Source organism: Listeria sp. LM90SB2 (assembly GCF_028867355.1).
In the GTDB taxonomy this organism is placed as follows: Bacteria; Bacillota; Bacilli; order Lactobacillales; family Listeriaceae; genus Listeria; species Listeria monocytogenes_B.
Genome location: NZ_CP046449.1, coordinates 139071 through 155513 on the forward strand (window position 1 = coordinate 139071; position 16443 = coordinate 155513).

Sequence of the window (16443 nt, forward strand, 5' to 3'; positions counted from 1 at the left end):
CTCCTTTTTCTCAATTAACTTCTCTTCCGCAAAACATAAAGCGCAGTAGTCGTTAAAACAATACCGAATACAGTTGCAAATCCAGCTGTATCACCAGTTGTTGGTAAGGATGTGTTAGCAGAAGTTCCTGTTGTTGATGTGTTTGGTGTCGTAGTTGTCGGATCTTCGGTAGTAGTAGTTCCGCCGTTTGTGCCGGAGCCGTTACCGTTATTTGTTCCGCCATTTCCATCTGTGCCACCGTTATTTCCGTTTCCATTACCATTGTCCGTGCCGCCGTTTCCATTATCTGGAGGAGTTGTTGCCGCAGCTTGAACCGTTGCTTGGAAAGTGGTGCTGTATCCGTTCGGGTCAGTGATAGTTGTTGTGATTTGGTCGCCTTTTTTAAGGTTTAAAGATGTTACATCTACGGAAAACTTGCCATTTGCGTCAGCTGTTGCGTTAGGTCCGGCAGCAAGGGCCATTCTTGCGTTAGCAGTTGCTTTTTGAACAGAGACAGTTGCGCCAGGCAAAGTTGTTCCAGTTAGAGTTTTGTCTTTTTCGGCTAGTTTATTGATTTTTGTTGCGTCTTTGATTGCTTTGATAGCTGCATCTTCGGTTTCTTTGTCGATTTCAGCTTGGGATTTGTAGACTTTACGTCCTTCTTTTTGAGCTGTAATGACTTTTCCAGCAGCTTTTTGGTCTTTGATGTAGTTGATGAATGTTTCAGTGTCTGGGTCGATTGCAGTTACTAGGTTTGCTTTTTTGAAGGCAGAAAATCCATCGCCACCGCCAAATAGGAAGTCATTGATTACGACTTTGTATTTTTGGTCGGCTTTTAAAGGAGTTCCGTCTTCTGTTGTAACGCTTGCAACTTTGTACGCATGATCTAAGTCATCTGTATCAGTGAAAGTATATTTTAATCCAGAAATTTGTAGGAAATAAGTTTGGTTGCTTAAATATTGTTGGTTTAGAGCTTCCAAAATATCAGCACCAGTCATTTCTACTACTTGAAGAATGTTACCAAATGGTTGAACAGCTTGTGCCGCGCCCCATGTGATTTCGTTTTGGCCATTTGCAAGACGAGTAGTAAGGTCAGAACGAATTCCGCCGTTGTTAGTCATAGCAAAGTCGACATCGGCGCCGGCTTTATTTGCCATGTAACGTTGCGCATCTGTAATCATGTTACCAAGCTCTGATTCTTTATCATCAATTGCTTTGTTGTCTGGATTGGTGTCACGAGAAATAACGTCTTTATTGGCTAGTCCGATAGTTTCGTTGATAACCCCTTCAATGCGGCTTTTCGCATCTTCAGTAACAGCTGTAATATCGGCATTTGGTGTGACGCTTCTCGTGTTGTATGTAATTTTAGCGTCAGGTGGTGTAACGAAATCGCCGGTAGTTTTATCAAGTTCGCCAGTTACATCTGAAAAAGCTTTACCATTGTTGTAACTTTGAACGATACGAGTTTTTCCGACTAATCCATTTGTGTATTGGTGATTGTGTCCAGCAAGAACTAAATCGACCGAGTTATTTGGGTCTAATTCATTTGCTTTTGTGATCATATTAGCAGCTTCGCCAGCTACATCTTGTTTTGTTCCAGTGTTAGGATTTCCAGTAGAAAGTGCGGGAACGTGAGATAGAACAACGATTGCGTTAACGCCTTGGCCTCTTAGTTCAGCAGAGTATTTAACGATTGTTTCTGCTTCGTCAAGGAAATCGTAGTCTTTAATATGATTTGCAAGAACTAAATTAGGAATTTCTGTTGTAACGATACCGATGAAGCCAACTTTGACGCCATCAATTTCTTTTACATAGTATGGTAAAAAGCCTTCTGCGACTGTGTTTGTTCCTTTGTTGACCACGTTAGCTGCGACGATTTTCATGTCACTTTTAACGCGTGGATAAGCTTCTACGATTGGTCCGAATTTGTTTGTAGAAACTCCGTCCAAAATTCGTTTGTATTCTGGTAATCCTTCATCAAACTCATGGTTACCTAATGTGCCGACTTCGAAATTCATTTTTTGGAGAACTTTCATCGTTGGCTCGTCTTGAAGTAAACCTGATACTGCTGGACTTGCGCCGACCATGTCGCCCGCTTGAACACGGATAGCATTGTCAGTTGTCGCCCCAGGATTTGCCTGTAAAAATGAGTTAGTGGCATTATCCAAATTGGTAGCTAAGTAATCTGCTCCGCCAATTGGTGAGCCTGATGCATCTTTAGAGGCTGTTTCAAGCGCTCCGTGGAAATCATTTATTCCCAAAATCTGAATGGGAACGGTATCCGCTGCTGCTTGTGCTGTTGTCCCGGTGAATGGTGCTGTAAGTCCGATTGTGAGCCCTGCTACGAGTAAAACATGTGTAGTTTTCTTGAAAAATTTGTTCACTTTCACACTCTCCCTTTTTTCGCCAGTGGCAATTTTGTAAGCGCTAACTCATAGGTGCCTAGCTATAATTGTAGCAAAGAGGAATCACCCTAGCAATAGGAAATATGGATTTTGTGTAAATGTAGTGATAATATTTGGCTATATTTTCATTTCGATGGAAAAAAGGGTAAACTAGAGAAAAAGGAGGGATAAGATGGATATCTCAAGTACGGAAATATGGGATGCAATTAGGAGAAATAGTTATTTGCTATATTATCAACCAAAAGTAGACGCGAAAACGAATAAAATTATTGGCTTTGAAGGTTTGATTCGATTAAAAACGGCAACAACCATTTTGGCTCCAATTGATTTCTTTGATGATATTGTCCTTTTAAATGCAACGCGGGAAATGCAAGATTTTGTTGCTGAAACAGCGATAAAACAGATTAATCAGCTAGGAGGACGTTTTTCAATTTCGATTAATATTCCGGCACATTATGTAGCGAGCAGTACGTATATGACTTTTTTACATGATTATGTGAAAGAACATTTAAAGTATCCGGAATGCTTAGAAATAGAGATTATCGAACGAGGCGAAATAACGGAACTAGCTATAGCGGATAAAAACTTACGAAAAATAAAAGACCTTGGTGTCAAAGTAAGTATGGATGATTTTGGGAAAGGTTATAGTTCGCTTGCGTATTTACGCAGCTTACCGATTGATATTGTGAAAACAGATATGTCCTTTATCGCGCTTTTAAAAACAGATCGAAAACAACAAATTATTATTCGAGCGATTGTCAATTTGTGTCATGATTTAGGCGGGAAAGTAGTTACAGAAGGCGTAGAAGACATGGAGCAAGTCGAAAAATTACGGGAAATGAAAGTAGACTATTTCCAGGGCTATTATTTTAGTCGACCACTACCGATGGAAGATATTAAAGAAAAATATTCCTTTGTGTAAGATGTATAAATAAAAAATTGGTTGGTGTGAGAATGGTAATTTACCAAATTCACACCAACCAATTTTATTTTATTTGATTAAATTATTTGAAGCATCTTTTACAACCACGTCATGCGCGCCGCCTTCTACGATAGAAGTGGACGAAACAAGGGTGATTTTTGCTTTTTGTTGTAATTCAGGGATATTGAGCGCGCCGCAGTTACACATAGTAGAGCGTACTTTGCTAAGGCTGATGGCAACATTGTCTTTCAAAGATCCAGCGTAAGGAACATAAGAATCTACGCCTTCTTCAAAAGATAATTTCTTGTCGCCGCCAAGGTCATAACGTTGCCAGTTGCGCGCGCGGTTAGCTCCTTCACCCCAATATTCTTTCATATACGTGCCGTTTAAATTCACTTTATTAGTAGGACTTTCGTCAAAACGAGAGAAATAACGACCAAGCATGATAAAGTCAGCGCCCATTGCTAGAGCTAGCGTCATGTGGTAGTCATAAACAATTCCACCATCAGAACAAATTGGAATATATACACCTGTTTCTTCAAAATATTCATCGCGTGCTTTAGCCACATCAATTAGTGCAGTTGCTTGCCCGCGTCCGATACCTTTTTGTTCACGCGTGATACAAATGGAACCACCACCAACGCCAACTTTAACGAAATCTGCGCCAGCTTCTGCAAGATAACGGAAACCATCGCGGTCAACAACATTCCCTGCGCCAACTTTGACCGTATCGCCGTATTTACCGCGAACGTAGTCAAGTGTGCGTTTTTGCCATTCGGAGTAACCCTCAGAGGAATCGATACACAGAATATCTGCGCCAGCTTCAACTAGAGCGGGAACACGTTCTTCGTAGTCGCGCGTGTTAATACCAGCTCCAACAACGTAACGTTTGGAGGAATCAAGTAGTTCTAATTTATTTTCTTTATTAGAGTCATAGTCTTTGCGGAATACCATATGGACTAGGTGCTCGTTATCGTCTACAAGTGGTAGGGCATTTAATTTGTTGTCCCAAATAATGTTGTTAGCTTCTTTTAAAGTGGTCGATTTGTTAGCAGTAACTAATTTTTCGAAAGGAGTCATGAAATCTGCTACTTTTTCATCAGGGCTCATGCGCGTTACGCGGTAGTCGCGACTTGTCACGATTCCAAGTAATTTACCGTGCGCTGTGCCGTCTTCTGTAACTGCTACTGTAGAATGACCCGTTTTTTCTTTTAAATTAAGGATGTCTTGAAGTGTTTTGTCAGGGCTGATGTTGGAATCACTAATAACGAAACCAGCTTTATGATTTTTCACGCGAGAAACCATTGCAGCTTCACTTTCGATGGACTGGGAGCCGAAGATGAATGATACGCCACCTTCTGTCGCAAGCGCAATCCCCATATTATCATCAGAAACAGCTTGCATAATTGCGGAAACAAGCGGAATGTTCATTGTGATAGCAGATTCTTCCCCTTTTTTAAATTTTACGATTGGTGTTTTTAAGCTAACATTTGTTGGAACACATTCAGCGGATGAGTAGCCTGGGACAAGTAAAAATTCACTAAATGTGCGGGACGGTTCTTCAAAATAAAATGCCATTATTTCCACTCCTTCTTCTATTTTTAAATGAATTTATAAAATATCTTTATTATTTCAATAACTGGATGGAAAGTCAATGATTGGGGGAGCTTTTTCGGACGTTTTCTTTTGGGGGAAGAGTGGAATAGATGAAAGGTAGAGAAACTTTGGCGAAGGAGGTAATCAGATGGACGAAGAAACATTGCTAGAACGTGGCTACCGGAAGTATCGCGGGGCGGAGGTAGATATTTATTTTAATACAAATATTTGCGAGCATTCGGGTAATTGTGTAAAAGGTAACGCAGAACTTTTTAATTTGGATAGAAAACCATGGATTATGCCGGATAATGTATCGAAAGAAGAAGCGAAACGGGTGATTCATACTTGCCCGAGTGGAGCGCTTCAATATATCGAAAAATAGGAGGATATCAGATGGAATATAAAAACGGTGAAAATAGAATTTATGCGGTAAATGATGAAGGAGTCGAGGTTGGTGAAGTGACTTTTGTGCCAACTGGGGAAGATATGTTTATTATTGACCATACAGGCGTTGATGATGCGGCTCGAGGTCAGGGAATAGCGCAAGAACTTGTGAAACGTGCGGTCGAAAAAGCGAAAACAGAAGGAAAGAAAATTGTTCCGCTTTGTCCGTTTGCGAAAGCAGAATTTGCTAAGAAGCCGGAATATCAAGAAGTACAAGCTGCAAAATAAGAAGTGTAGACTAGGTTTTATGCCTAGTCTATTTTTATAAAAAATTTTAGAATTCCGGTTTTCTCTTCTTGACATCTGCTTTGTTTCAGTGTATCTTTAATTCACAGTAAACTTATAGGAATAATAGTATTACGTTTTCTTATCAAGAGCGGTGGAGGGAATCGGCCCAGTGAAGCCCAGCAGCGGAGCGCAAGTTCTATGCTAATTCCGATCAGAAGTAATATTCTGGCAGATAAGTAGTAGCTTTTAATGAGGCGCTTCGATTCTGACCAAAAAACAGAGGAAGCGTTATTTTTTAGCGCTTAAAGAGGGGAGTTTTTGTTAGATGAAGAAATTTTTATTAGTAGCGGTTATCTCGGTTTTTGCCTTGGTGTTAACGGCTTGCGGAGGCTCTGGCGCTAGTTCAGACAAAGCAAATGGTTCAGGCAAAGCGAAAGACGGCGGCTCTCTAATTATCGGCGTTACTGGGGATCCAGAAGTTATCAATCCGAACTACGCTTCTGACCGTGTAACATTAACGATTCAACAAGCTGTTTACGCACCGCTATTTTGGGAAGTTGACGGGAAACCGGCACTTGCAAAAAGCTTAGATATTTCAGATGACAACTTAACTTACACTGTGAAACTAAAAGATGGTTTAACTTGGCACGACGGCAAACCTTTAACTGCAGACGATGTAGTATTTACTGTAAATTCTATTTTAGATACAAAACAAAACAGCCCGAACCGCGGCAACTTTGTTTTTGACGATAAACCTGTAAAAGTAGAAGCAGTAGACGACACAACGGTGAAATTCACTTTACCAACTGTTGCTCCAGCCTTTGAAAATACAATTAAAACTTTCTTCCCAATTCCAAAACACATTTTTGAAGGGGTAGAAAACATCGAGAAAAGTGATAAAAACAAAAATCCAATCGGCTCAGGTCCGTACAAATTTGTTGAATACAAAACAGGCGAATATGTTTCCCTAGAACGATTCAACGACTATTTTGACGGCAAACCAAAATTGGATAAAGTTACTTTCCGAATCACAAAAGACCAAAACGCTGCTAATTTAGCACTGCAAAATGGCGAAATCAACCTAAAATCCATTCAACCTTCTGATAGAAACAAAGTAGAAAAAGCGAGCGCGGTAAACATTATCACTTACCCGGAAAATCGCTTAAGCTATGCAACATTCAACGAAAACCAACCAGCACTTAAATCAAAAGAACTTCGCCAAGCCCTTTCTTATGCGCTTGATCGTGAAGAAATCATTGATGCTGCATACGGTTCAGATGAATACGCAAAACCAGCTTCCTCGTTCCTAACAGAAAACACAAAATATTTCACGGATAAAGTAGAAACATACGACCAAGACATTGCCAAAGCGAAAAAATTAGTAAAAGAAAGTGGTTTTGATACAAGTCAAAAACTAACTGTTTACTATTTAAACAACAGTAAATCACAAGAAAGTATCGCGCTTTACTTGCAACAACAATACAAAGAAATCGGCGTGACACTTGACTTGAAACCAACAGATCCAAATGCACTAAGCAACATCACACTTGACCGCAAAAACGCAGACTACTCTATCGCACTAAATGGTTATATCATGGGGAACGATCCTGATGCGTATAAATCCCTATACCTAAGCGATGCGCCATATAACTATTCGAACTACCACAACAAAGATCTAGATGCACTTTGGGAAAAAGGTGCTGTAACTGCAGACGATAAAGAACGTCAAGAAATCTATGAAAAAATCCAAAACACCATTGCTGATGACGCTGTAATTTATCCAATTTCTTATGATAATGCAGTGCTAGCTCTTGATAGCCGTTACGGTGGTCAAAAAGCTGCCACACCACAACCAGTAACCATGTTCCGTGATCTTTCTAAACTATATTTAACGGAATAATAATTAAAAATCATTCGTAAAAAATCTGGCCTGCCATGCTTGTTTTTGGCAGGTTCAGGTTTTTACTTGTCATTTTTAGTGTTTTAGATAGGAGATAAATTATGCTAAAAACAATCATAAAACGCGTATTGCAAATTATTCCGATGCTATTTATTATCTCGATTATTTCGTTTGCACTTATAAAATTAGCGCCCGGGGATCCCGTGAATTCTTTTGTTACGCCTGATATGAATCCTGACGATGTGGAACGAATTAGACAAAGTTTAGGACTTGATCAACCAATTTATGTGCAGTACTTTATTTGGCTTGGAAACTTGTTGCAAGGAAATCTTGGTTATTCGATTGTGAATAGCCAGCCAGTTTTGCAACAAATTTTAGAGAGAATTCCGGCGACACTTGGTTTGGTGGGAACTTCGCTTGTTCTGACGCTATTATTATCGATTCCACTTGGTTTAGTTGCGGCGAATTACGAAAATACGTGGATTGATAAAGTATTAAACGGGATTTCATATATTGGGATTTCGATTCCGATTTTTTGGTTTGGGATGATTTTAATAGATGTATTTTCGATTCAGCTAGGTTGGCTTCCAAGTCTAGGGATGCGAACGATTGGGGTCGACTCTTTTTGGGATATGGCGGAGCATGCGATTTTACCAGTTATAACGCTGACTTTCCAAGGGTGTGCGGCATATTATCGTTACGTACGCTCGAATACCATCAACCAATTAAAAGAAGAATATGTTTTGTTTGGTTATGCGAAAGGTCTATCCAAAGTGCAAATTATGGGGCATCATGTCTTGAAAAATTCCTTGCTACCAGTTATAACACTACTTGGGATGTCACTTCCGCAAGTCATTACAGGCGCTTTTATTACCGAAAGTATTTTTTCATGGCCGGGCATGGGCTCGCTTGGAATTAACGCGATTTTCCAATTAGATTATCCAGTTATTATGGCGATTACGCTATTTTCAGCGCTGTTATTAATTATCGGAAACTTGCTGGCCGATTTAGCTTATATGATTGTCGATCCGCGGATTAGGGAAATGGGGTGAGGAGTTCATGATGCGATTAGATTTTTCGAAAAAAACAATGCAAGATTTCGAGCGGGATGCAGAAGTTGTTCACGCAACACGAGAGCGTAGTTTTTGGCGTTTTATGCTTGCTGACCGCCGAGCTGTTTTTGCGACGAGTGTGCTAATACTTATTACGGTGGCTTGTATTTTCGCGTTCCTTTCGCCTTATGACCCTAATGCTCTTTCCGTTCAGGACAAACTGATGCCGCCAAATTCGTCGCACTGGTTTGGGACGGATGACCATGGTCGGGATTACTTGACGCGTGTCTTGTACGGTGGCCGGGTTTCACTACTTGTCGGTGTATTTGCGATGATGATTGCCGTTGTCGTTGGAACGCTTGCTGGGACAGTTAGTGGCTACTTTGGTGGATTCATTGACAATATGGTGATGCGTTTTCTTGATATTTTCATGTCGATTCCGTCATTTTTCCTACTAATGATTTTAAATGCATACTTAAAACCGGGAATTTCGAACATTATTATCATTATCGGATTGCTTTCTTGGATGGAAGTGGCGCGGATAGTTCGAGCGGAGACGTTAACATTAAAAGAACGTGAATTCATTTTATACTCCAAGTCATCAGGTGGCGGATTTTTCCACATCATGTTCAAGCACATTATTCCAAATGCGATGCCATCCATCGTCGTTGCAGCTTCATTAAACGTCGCTACAGCCATTTTAACCGAGTCAGCACTAAGTTTCCTTGGCTTAGGCGTTCAACAGCCTAACGCTTCGTGGGGCAGCATGCTGAACAATGCGCAAGGTTACGTCGGCGAAGCAACATACTTGGCGCTTTTCCCTGGATTACTAATTTTAATGACCATCCTTTCATTCAACGTCCTTGGCGATGTACTGAGAAAAGGGTTATCACGTAGATATTAAATGTAAAAACACTTTGATTTTTTCAGTCAAAGTGTTTTTTTGTTTTTTAAAGAAAAGGTACTTAAAATAGAAACGTAAAAAACGTGTTTTAGCCAATTTCCAAGGCATAAATTCACAAAACGCTCACAAAACGAGAATGCGTGCGGTGCTATAATTAAGGATAAGGTTTCATTATTATAGACAGAGATGAGGCGCAGAAATGAGTGAAATAAAAGTTAAAGAAGCAACATTAAAAAAACACGCGACAAAGTTAGAATCAAAAGGTAAATCAACCGAATATTTACCAATGAAAGGTGGCAATATGGCTTACAGTCAAGCCAATTCCATCAACCATTTTCGAACAGCATTGTTTGACTTGGTAGACGCGGTGGACAATTTTCAAGGTGTGGTAGGAACGGATGCCAAAAGATTGAAAGAATTAGGCGTATCATTTACTCGCAAAGACCAAGAGCTTGAACGAGGCATGGGATTGGGAGGTAAATAAATGGATGCAAAGAGCCAGCAAATGGAGACACAACTGCAACTGCTGAAAAAAGAACAATCCGCGGCCGAAGATTTTTTGCAAGATTTACAACGACAACAAAATGAACAAGAGTGGTTAGCAGAAGATTTTGCACGTGTCCATCAAGAAGAACGGGAGTCGCAGGAGCTTCTACGCGAAGTTTGGCAAGGCGCAGAATCAAGAAGTTTCGGCTACTATTTGGCAGATCTACAGGAAGAAGAAAAACAGAAGTGGCATAAAAAAATCCAAGCAAACCAAGAAGAACACCAACAAAAAATCACCGCTTGCCAAAATAACATCTACCAATTAGAAAATCAACAACAAGATTTACAAAAGGAGTTGTTACAGTGAGCCGAATTGACATCGGAGAAATACAAACCTTTGCGCACCAACTACATACAGCTAATGAAGCCGGAAGAAAAAGCATTAAAGACATCAAAAAAGCCGTGAAAAACTATACCGAAGACGGCAGTTTAAAAGGAAAAGCGATTGATGCATCGAAAATTACTATCAAATGACCTATTTTCCATTATGTGATGCGATAATCGAAGCAATGAACGAAAGCGAAGAACGATTAGCGCAATATATAGCTGATTTCCACGCCCAAGTGGACGGTTCTGCTGATGCGAGAATTGATGCGGACGGCTTATACGAACTCGGGAAAATGATTGATCGCATCGAAGCGAAAAAAGAAGCACTAGCCCAGCGAATGAATACTGGAACAGAAGGGCAAATGCAAAGTTACCGTTCCCAGCTGAGTATCGCCTACAAACAAGAAAATATCTTAGAAAAATACTTGGCTTTTGAACAAAGTCATGGCGGTTTTTTTGATAATTTAACCGATTTAGTCCAAGGAATTCAGCAAACCATTCGCGAACTCCAGTCGAATATTCAGTTTAACAGTAAAACGGGCACCTATGATATGAGCAAATTGAATTTCACCACCGTAACCCGGATGCAAAATGCCTTAGGAAAAGCGCTAAAAAATAACGAAACAACATTCAATTTTGACGAATATCAAAAAACGTACCGTGGTCAAATGTGGGTGTTAATGAAAAATGGTATAGTAGACGTAGAAGCAACGAACGCGTACAATGCCGCCGTGCTTAACGGGGAATTAGCACATAAAAGCAATGAAGCACAGGAAGAAGCCGAGTTGTTGCAGGCAGTTATTCAATCGGTGAAAGAAGGAATAGACCCGGTTACTGGGCAAGAGATAAGTAAAGCGCAAGGGTTTGGTATTATAAGTGGTCTTGTTTTCCGCTATACTGCTGGAGGTTATAAAGGGAAGAAGTTCAAGGTTTCTAAAGATTGGTTACACAGAAGAAAGAAAAATAATGGCGTTGAAGTTGGAACGGACTTTGGGAAAATAGGTAAATTAGTTAATCATCCTAATATTAAAATAAATTGGTCTGAACACTCCGAACATGGAATGTCTAGATTGAAACAACGTGGTCTTTCTAAGAGTCAAGTTGACGATTTTGTGGAGCGTGGAAAAGCTTTATCCCAGAATGGGGGAGAAAAATTTGCTTTTATAACTGAAAATGGTGTTGCAATTGTCAGCAAAGATGGCAAATTAGTTACTGCTTGGGGTAAAAAAGATTTTGATGAAGGAATGGAAAAAATAATAGAAAAATTGTATGGAAAGTAGGGTGTCATTATGTATGAAAAAGTAGAAAAAATAATAAATGATTGGGATCCAATAGAGCTGTTTCCCTTAGCTCCAAAAGATGAATATAGTCAAGAAATCAACAAAATAATTAGTATTGTTCAAGAAAATCATAACATTGATATGAATGTATTAGCTAAAGGTATAAGAAAAATTTTCATAGATTCGTTTGGAGAAAATTTAATATTTAAAAATAACGAAGATGAAATAGCTGAAAAAATTTTAGCGCTATAATTAATGAGGGAAATAATAAGATGGAAGAACAAGAGATAATTGGAAAAATAGAAAGCTTACCAAATAATTTTAGTGAAAATGACAGTATTTATATATCACAAGAAAACATTAAAAATTTGGTTTTATTTTCAAAAGAAAATCAAACAGTTTTAGAATTGTTGATTACTCCTTTTCTAATTTGTGTAAATAGTGGGTTAAAATATGAGTTACATTATTATGAAATTTCAACAGAAATTAGTAAAAATGATACAGAAATCATAGGTTTTCCTTTTGGAAATAAGCTACCAAAAGAAATTACAGATAATATTTCTCCTAAACTTTTTGTAAGAAGAGAAGATTATTCAGCTTTTGAGAATTTTTTAAGTCAGTATTTTAATGCAATGAAGAGCATGGAATTTGCAGATGATAAACAGGCTATAGGTATGATTGAACATGGTGCAACCTTATTCTACGAAGTATTATAATTTTAGATTCTAAAGAGCTAGTATTGTCATTAAATGGTCAGAGATAATGAATTCATTATCTCTGACCATTTTTGAAATATATATTTAAAACTTTTTAGCAACAGAAAGGATAATAAATTTCGTACATAAAAACAATAAACTTTCCCTCCCAAGAAAGCCAGTGGGGCTGATATAGCTAAAAGTAAAGGTGGCGTTACTTTAGAATCAACAATAGGAAATAAAAATATTGAAATGCCAGACTGGGATTTTAATAATCCTGAGTCAATGAAAGCATGGGATTTGGCTTCTGGTTCTTATGCAGAACAAGTTTCTGGTGAAGTTCGTGCAGTAGTTGGTTCGGATTTGAGAAAAGGAAATATTTGGGAAAATGTTGAGTTACCTAGATTAAAAAATAATCCTAACGTAACGAAAATAACAACGATTGATCCTAAAACAGGACTTGAAAAAATAATTTTTGAAAGGAAGTAAGTGAAATGAAAATTACAGGTAATAGTTCACAGGTGAAATTTGATTTAGAGAATGGATATGTAGTGAAAGCAGATGGAGAAATGTTAGTTGGAGGTGAATTTGTTGTATTTAAAGATTCTATGAAGAATTGGGAACCTCCATATGAAAATAAAAAGCTTTCTGAATCTGAAGTGCAAGAAATTATTCACCAGGTAAAACAGAGCACAAATGAAAATACAGTACAAATTTCATTTGAATAAAAGAAATGCGAGAAGTAGAGTAGGTTTGAAAGTACAAATTCAAATATCAATGCAAACGATGGGCATATTATGCTGAAAAGGCTCGAGGGACAAGTCAAGGTACTAGCTATTTCGTGAGTTCCTCGGGCAACGGAAAAGACGTTCAAAACAAGTCACAGGGCAACAGGGAATTGTATTCTACGTTGTATTTTCTAGCAATACAACAAATTTATCTTACGAATAAGGGAGAACCTAGAAATCTAGTGTTTCGGGTTTATTTCGAGCGGAAAGTTTTAGATGCTCATATTCCATATAAAAAGTAGGAGGAACTATGAAAAAAATTGAAATGATACAAAAAGTGATTGAGGATACAGAATACTGGGATGCTAGAGTATTTGATTGTAAACACTCTATTTTGGTGATGAATTTCATGTAATATTTGAGGGAGAAGAGGACCAAGTATATATAATTAAATTTATGAATTGTTACAAGGTATCGTACAAAAACAGTTTTGCTCCAGACACTAATATGAAAGTTAGAGATATGAGTTAGGGACAATTAGGATACTTTATGCAAGATATTTCTCTGGAAAAGCATGGAGATAACGAAGAATTTATTGATTCTTTCCTTAATTTATCAATTATGACAATTTCTGTAGTTTGTAAAGATATTATTGTGGAAGAATTGGATCAAAAAAATATCTCTTTTTTGGAAAGATAAGCAGTAGAATAAAAGCACCTTATTACATGGTTGGTATCATATGAGAGAGCTTTAACTAAAAATTCTATGTCCACAACTACAGTGACAATTAAGAATTCGTTTTTAACCACTTATCCTGAATGAGTAGGAGGAAAAATAATGTGTTTCATGAAAGAATCAAAAATAGCGATTTAATTAATGAAAAACAATACCCAGTAAAAGTAGTTTTTGATGAAATTTCTGATGAAGAATTTATTTCAATTATAAATTCCGTTTCAAAAGGAGAGGGATTTGGAGTGGAATCGGGTACATGTCTTTTTCCGGGAGACTTAGATGAATATGATATTGCTCAGGGGGAAGGATTTGGCGGAGTAGAGTTTGGATTATACTCTGGAAGTGAAATAGTGATTGACTATAAACAATTTTATTATTATTTGAATATTATATGTAACAGGTATGTGGAATCCTACCCCGCAAAAAAATTACTCGTAGATAATGAGTTAAAAAAATATCAAGAATTATATTCAATATAGATATCTTAATTACATAAAATAAATATGTAAATGGGAGGACATTATGAATATATCTAATCAAATTAAAGAGAATTTAGAACAACGAAGAAGCATACATGAAGAAGATGACTTTGGACTTGAAAGAAATTGGGCAGAACTAACCAATATTTTATCTATGAGCGAAGATGAAACTATCAATTATTTAAAGAATTGTTCAAAGGAAGATGTATTGTTAATTAGTTCGGTTTTTGATGATGTTTCCGAAAAAATACAAAGCAGGAAATTTATTTCTTGTTTAAGAGAACTAGATAAAAAAATTCCTGATTTGAAATTAACATTTTTTATTGATGATGCTGAAGGTTACATTGAAAATTAAATAAAAAGGTATTCTTCTATTATCTGATTGGTGTCGTTAGTAAATAAGATACACGCTTACTTGCAAAGATAGAATTTATAAATCAAAAAGCCAGCAATTTTTAAAATTGCTGGCTTTTTCCAAACTGGCGAATTACTTCTCCACCCGAATAAACTTATAACTATAAGGCGAACCAAAAGCATGTTTCTGCACGCCGGTAATATCCGTACGTTGCAACACTGCTGTTTGATGTTGATAAAGTGGTAAGATCGCCGCGTCATCATCAAGCAGAACTTTCTCAGAAGCTACGAACGCATTCCAACGTTCTTCAGGCTTCGTCGCAAGTGTTGTATCAGTTGATTTTACAAGTTTATCATAAGCGGGGCTGTTGTAACTCATATGGTTATTAAAGTAATCGGATAAGAATAAGCTGCTATACGTCCACGGATCTTTAAAATCAGGCATCCAAGCAGCCAGTGACAAGTCATAATTACCATCAGAAGTTAGCTGTGTCGCGCTCTTCGAAGGCATATTTTTCACTTTAATCGTCACACCAGGCAAATTATCTTCAAACTGCGCTTTCAAATAAGCGAAAATGGTTTTCGTTGTTTCTTGGTCATCGCCGAGAAGTTCGATTGTTACTTTGTCAGTGCCAAGTTCTTTTTGTGCTTGTTTCCAATATTTTAAAGCTTCTTCTTTGTTATAAACTAAATGGTCGCCGCTATCTGTACGGAAATCAGCGCCCGTTGTTGGGTTTTGGACGAAATCTTTTGGAAGCAGTCCATTCGCCGGGAATGAGCCGTCCCCGAGAATCCGATCCGTTAATTGTTTCTTATCGACAGCTAAATTAAGCGCGTGACGCAAGGAATTGTTCGCAAGTGGAGTCGCTTTACCGTCGCGTTTTTGATTCATGCGCAAATAACTGATGAGCGCATCTTTTTCCGTTTGGAAATCTTTCTTGTCTTTGTATTGTTTCGCAAAATCGCCTGAAAGTGGCACGCGGTCAGCTTCGTTTGTATTATAAAGGTTCACGCCGGCATTAATATCTTTCGCGACTTGCACATCAATTTCATTTACTTTGACATTATCTTTGTCCCAATATTGGTCGTTTTTCGCGTAAGTCCATTTATTCGTAATGTTGCCGCCCCAATCCTTCATAACAAAAGGACCATTGTACAAAGTGTGCGCACTATCTGTCCCGTATTTGTCGCCTTGTTTTTTCACAAAGCTTTCTTTTTGTGGGAAAAATGTTTCAAAAGAAAGAAGTGAAATGAAGTAGGGAACTGGTTTTTTTAGTGTGATTTCAAGCGTTGTTGGGTCAGTAGCAACGACACCAAGGTCAGTTACAGGTAGTTTGCCTTCATTGATTTCAGTGGCGTTTTTAATCGAATCTTTGAAGAGCGCGGAGTATCCAGGTGCGGTTTTTGGATCAACGGCACGGCGCCACGCGTAGACGAAATCATCAGCGGTTACTTGAGAACCATCGGACCATTTCGCATTTTTCTTTAATTTAATGGTGTATTTCGTTTGGTCAGCGCTGATTTCTGGCATTCCATCAGCAACCCCAGGAACAAAGTTATCTTTTTGATCAAGTGTGTATAATCCCTCGAAGACTTGGTTTTGCGCGGTGAAGCTAGCAAAGTCTTCCTCAGCTGTCGTATTTAAAGTCAGTAATTCACTGGTTTCAAGAAATTTAATTTTGTCCGGGGAAGTTTTTGTCGTAGATTTTTCATTGTCATTTCCGCAAGCTGTAAGTAAAAGTACTGTCAAAATGGCAAAAATAGGCAATGTTTTCTTTAAAAAATGCATGGTTTTCTCCCCTTCTATCTGTGTATTTATCGTTATTATAAGTATTCCGATAAGATAAGTCAAGTTAATGATTTGGCAAAAAA

Annotated in this window: 17 protein-coding genes, 1 pseudogene and 1 riboswitch; of the genes and pseudogenes, 15 read left to right on the forward strand and 3 right to left on the reverse strand. The window is 38.1% G+C overall.

What is annotated here, in order from left to right; translation table 11 throughout:
• Nucleotides 1-14: 14 nt before the first annotated feature.
• A complete protein-coding gene (locus GL301_RS00715) occupies nucleotides 15-2369 on the reverse strand; it encodes a bifunctional metallophosphatase/5'-nucleotidase (RefSeq protein WP_014929150.1) in 2355 nt (784 codons plus the stop codon).
• Between the two features lie 187 nt (nucleotides 2370-2556).
• On the opposite strand from GL301_RS00715, the gene GL301_RS00720 reads away from it, so the two are divergent.
• Nucleotides 2557-3306, forward strand: coding sequence for an EAL domain-containing protein (locus GL301_RS00720; protein WP_003724959.1), 750 nt, complete (start codon nucleotides 2557-2559; stop codon nucleotides 3304-3306).
• A gap of 69 nt (nucleotides 3307-3375) precedes the next feature.
• Here the strand turns inward: GL301_RS00720 and GL301_RS00725 are convergent, their stop codons facing one another.
• A complete protein-coding gene (locus GL301_RS00725; RefSeq protein WP_003724960.1) occupies nucleotides 3376-4884 on the reverse strand; it encodes an IMP dehydrogenase in 1509 nt (502 codons plus the stop codon).
• 166 nt (nucleotides 4885-5050) lie between these two features.
• Between GL301_RS00725 and GL301_RS00730 the strand changes: the two genes are divergently transcribed.
• From GL301_RS00730 to GL301_RS00795, 14 genes and pseudogenes are all read left to right on the forward strand, one after another.
• Entirely contained in the window at nucleotides 5051-5284 is a 234-nt protein-coding gene (locus GL301_RS00730) for a (4Fe-4S)-binding protein (RefSeq protein WP_003724961.1), read from the forward strand.
• Between the two features lie 11 nt (nucleotides 5285-5295).
• The gene (locus GL301_RS00735; protein WP_003724964.1) at nucleotides 5296-5574 is read left to right on the forward strand and encodes a GNAT family N-acetyltransferase; all 279 of its coding nucleotides are present in this window, start codon (nucleotides 5296-5298) and stop codon (nucleotides 5572-5574) included.
• Nucleotides 5575-5710: 136 nt separating this feature from the next.
• Nucleotides 5711-5813, forward strand: a riboswitch (SAM riboswitch).
• Nucleotides 5814-5899: 86 nt separating this feature from the next.
• On the forward strand, nucleotides 5900-7474 hold the full coding sequence (locus GL301_RS00740; RefSeq protein WP_003724033.1) for an ABC transporter substrate-binding protein: 1575 nt from the start codon (nucleotides 5900-5902) through the stop codon (nucleotides 7472-7474).
• Between the two features lie 101 nt (nucleotides 7475-7575).
• Complete coding sequence (locus GL301_RS00745; protein WP_003724034.1) at nucleotides 7576-8526, forward strand: ABC transporter permease; 951 nt, start codon at nucleotides 7576-7578, stop codon at nucleotides 8524-8526.
• Nucleotides 8527-8536: 10 nt separating this feature from the next.
• Complete coding sequence (locus GL301_RS00750) at nucleotides 8537-9430, forward strand: ABC transporter permease (protein WP_003724035.1); 894 nt, start codon at nucleotides 8537-8539, stop codon at nucleotides 9428-9430.
• Between the two features lie 199 nt (nucleotides 9431-9629).
• Nucleotides 9630-9914, forward strand: a complete 285-nt coding sequence (locus GL301_RS00755) for a DUF3130 domain-containing protein (RefSeq protein ID WP_003726462.1) — start codon at nucleotides 9630-9632, stop codon at nucleotides 9912-9914.
• A complete protein-coding gene (locus GL301_RS00760; RefSeq protein ID WP_274758822.1) occupies nucleotides 9915-10283 on the forward strand; it encodes a DNA double-strand break repair Rad50 ATPase in 369 nt (122 codons plus the stop codon).
• Nucleotides 10280-11583: pseudogene (locus GL301_RS00765) on the forward strand (T7SS effector LXG polymorphic toxin). Before GL301_RS00760 ends, GL301_RS00765 begins: the two are co-directional and overlap by 4 nt.
• Nucleotides 11584-11592: 9 nt before the next feature.
• Nucleotides 11593-11835, forward strand: a complete 243-nt coding sequence (locus GL301_RS00770) for a DUF1871 family protein (protein ID WP_003726467.1) — start codon at nucleotides 11593-11595, stop codon at nucleotides 11833-11835.
• A 20-nt stretch (nucleotides 11836-11855) separates the two neighbouring features.
• Nucleotides 11856-12299, forward strand: coding sequence for a hypothetical protein (locus GL301_RS00775; RefSeq protein ID WP_003726468.1), 444 nt, complete (start codon nucleotides 11856-11858; stop codon nucleotides 12297-12299).
• A 231-nt stretch (nucleotides 12300-12530) separates the two neighbouring features.
• Nucleotides 12531-12767: a hypothetical protein gene (locus GL301_RS00780; protein ID WP_003726469.1), complete on the forward strand. Its 237-nt coding sequence runs from the start codon at nucleotides 12531-12533 to the stop codon at nucleotides 12765-12767.
• Nucleotides 12768-12772: 5 nt separating this feature from the next.
• Entirely contained in the window at nucleotides 12773-13006 is a 234-nt protein-coding gene (locus GL301_RS00785; protein WP_003728200.1) for an Imm74 family immunity protein, read from the forward strand.
• A gap of 839 nt (nucleotides 13007-13845) precedes the next feature.
• Entirely contained in the window at nucleotides 13846-14217 is a 372-nt protein-coding gene (cdiI, locus tag GL301_RS00790) for a ribonuclease toxin immunity protein CdiI (RefSeq protein ID WP_003734702.1), read from the forward strand.
• A 43-nt stretch (nucleotides 14218-14260) separates the two neighbouring features.
• Nucleotides 14261-14572, forward strand: coding sequence for a hypothetical protein (locus GL301_RS00795; protein WP_003728197.1), 312 nt, complete (start codon nucleotides 14261-14263; stop codon nucleotides 14570-14572).
• 132 nt (nucleotides 14573-14704) lie between these two features.
• Here the strand turns inward: GL301_RS00795 and GL301_RS00800 are convergent, their stop codons facing one another.
• Entirely contained in the window at nucleotides 14705-16360 is a 1656-nt protein-coding gene (locus GL301_RS00800) for a peptide ABC transporter substrate-binding protein (RefSeq protein ID WP_003728196.1), read from the reverse strand.
• Nucleotides 16361-16443 lie beyond the last annotated feature (83 nt).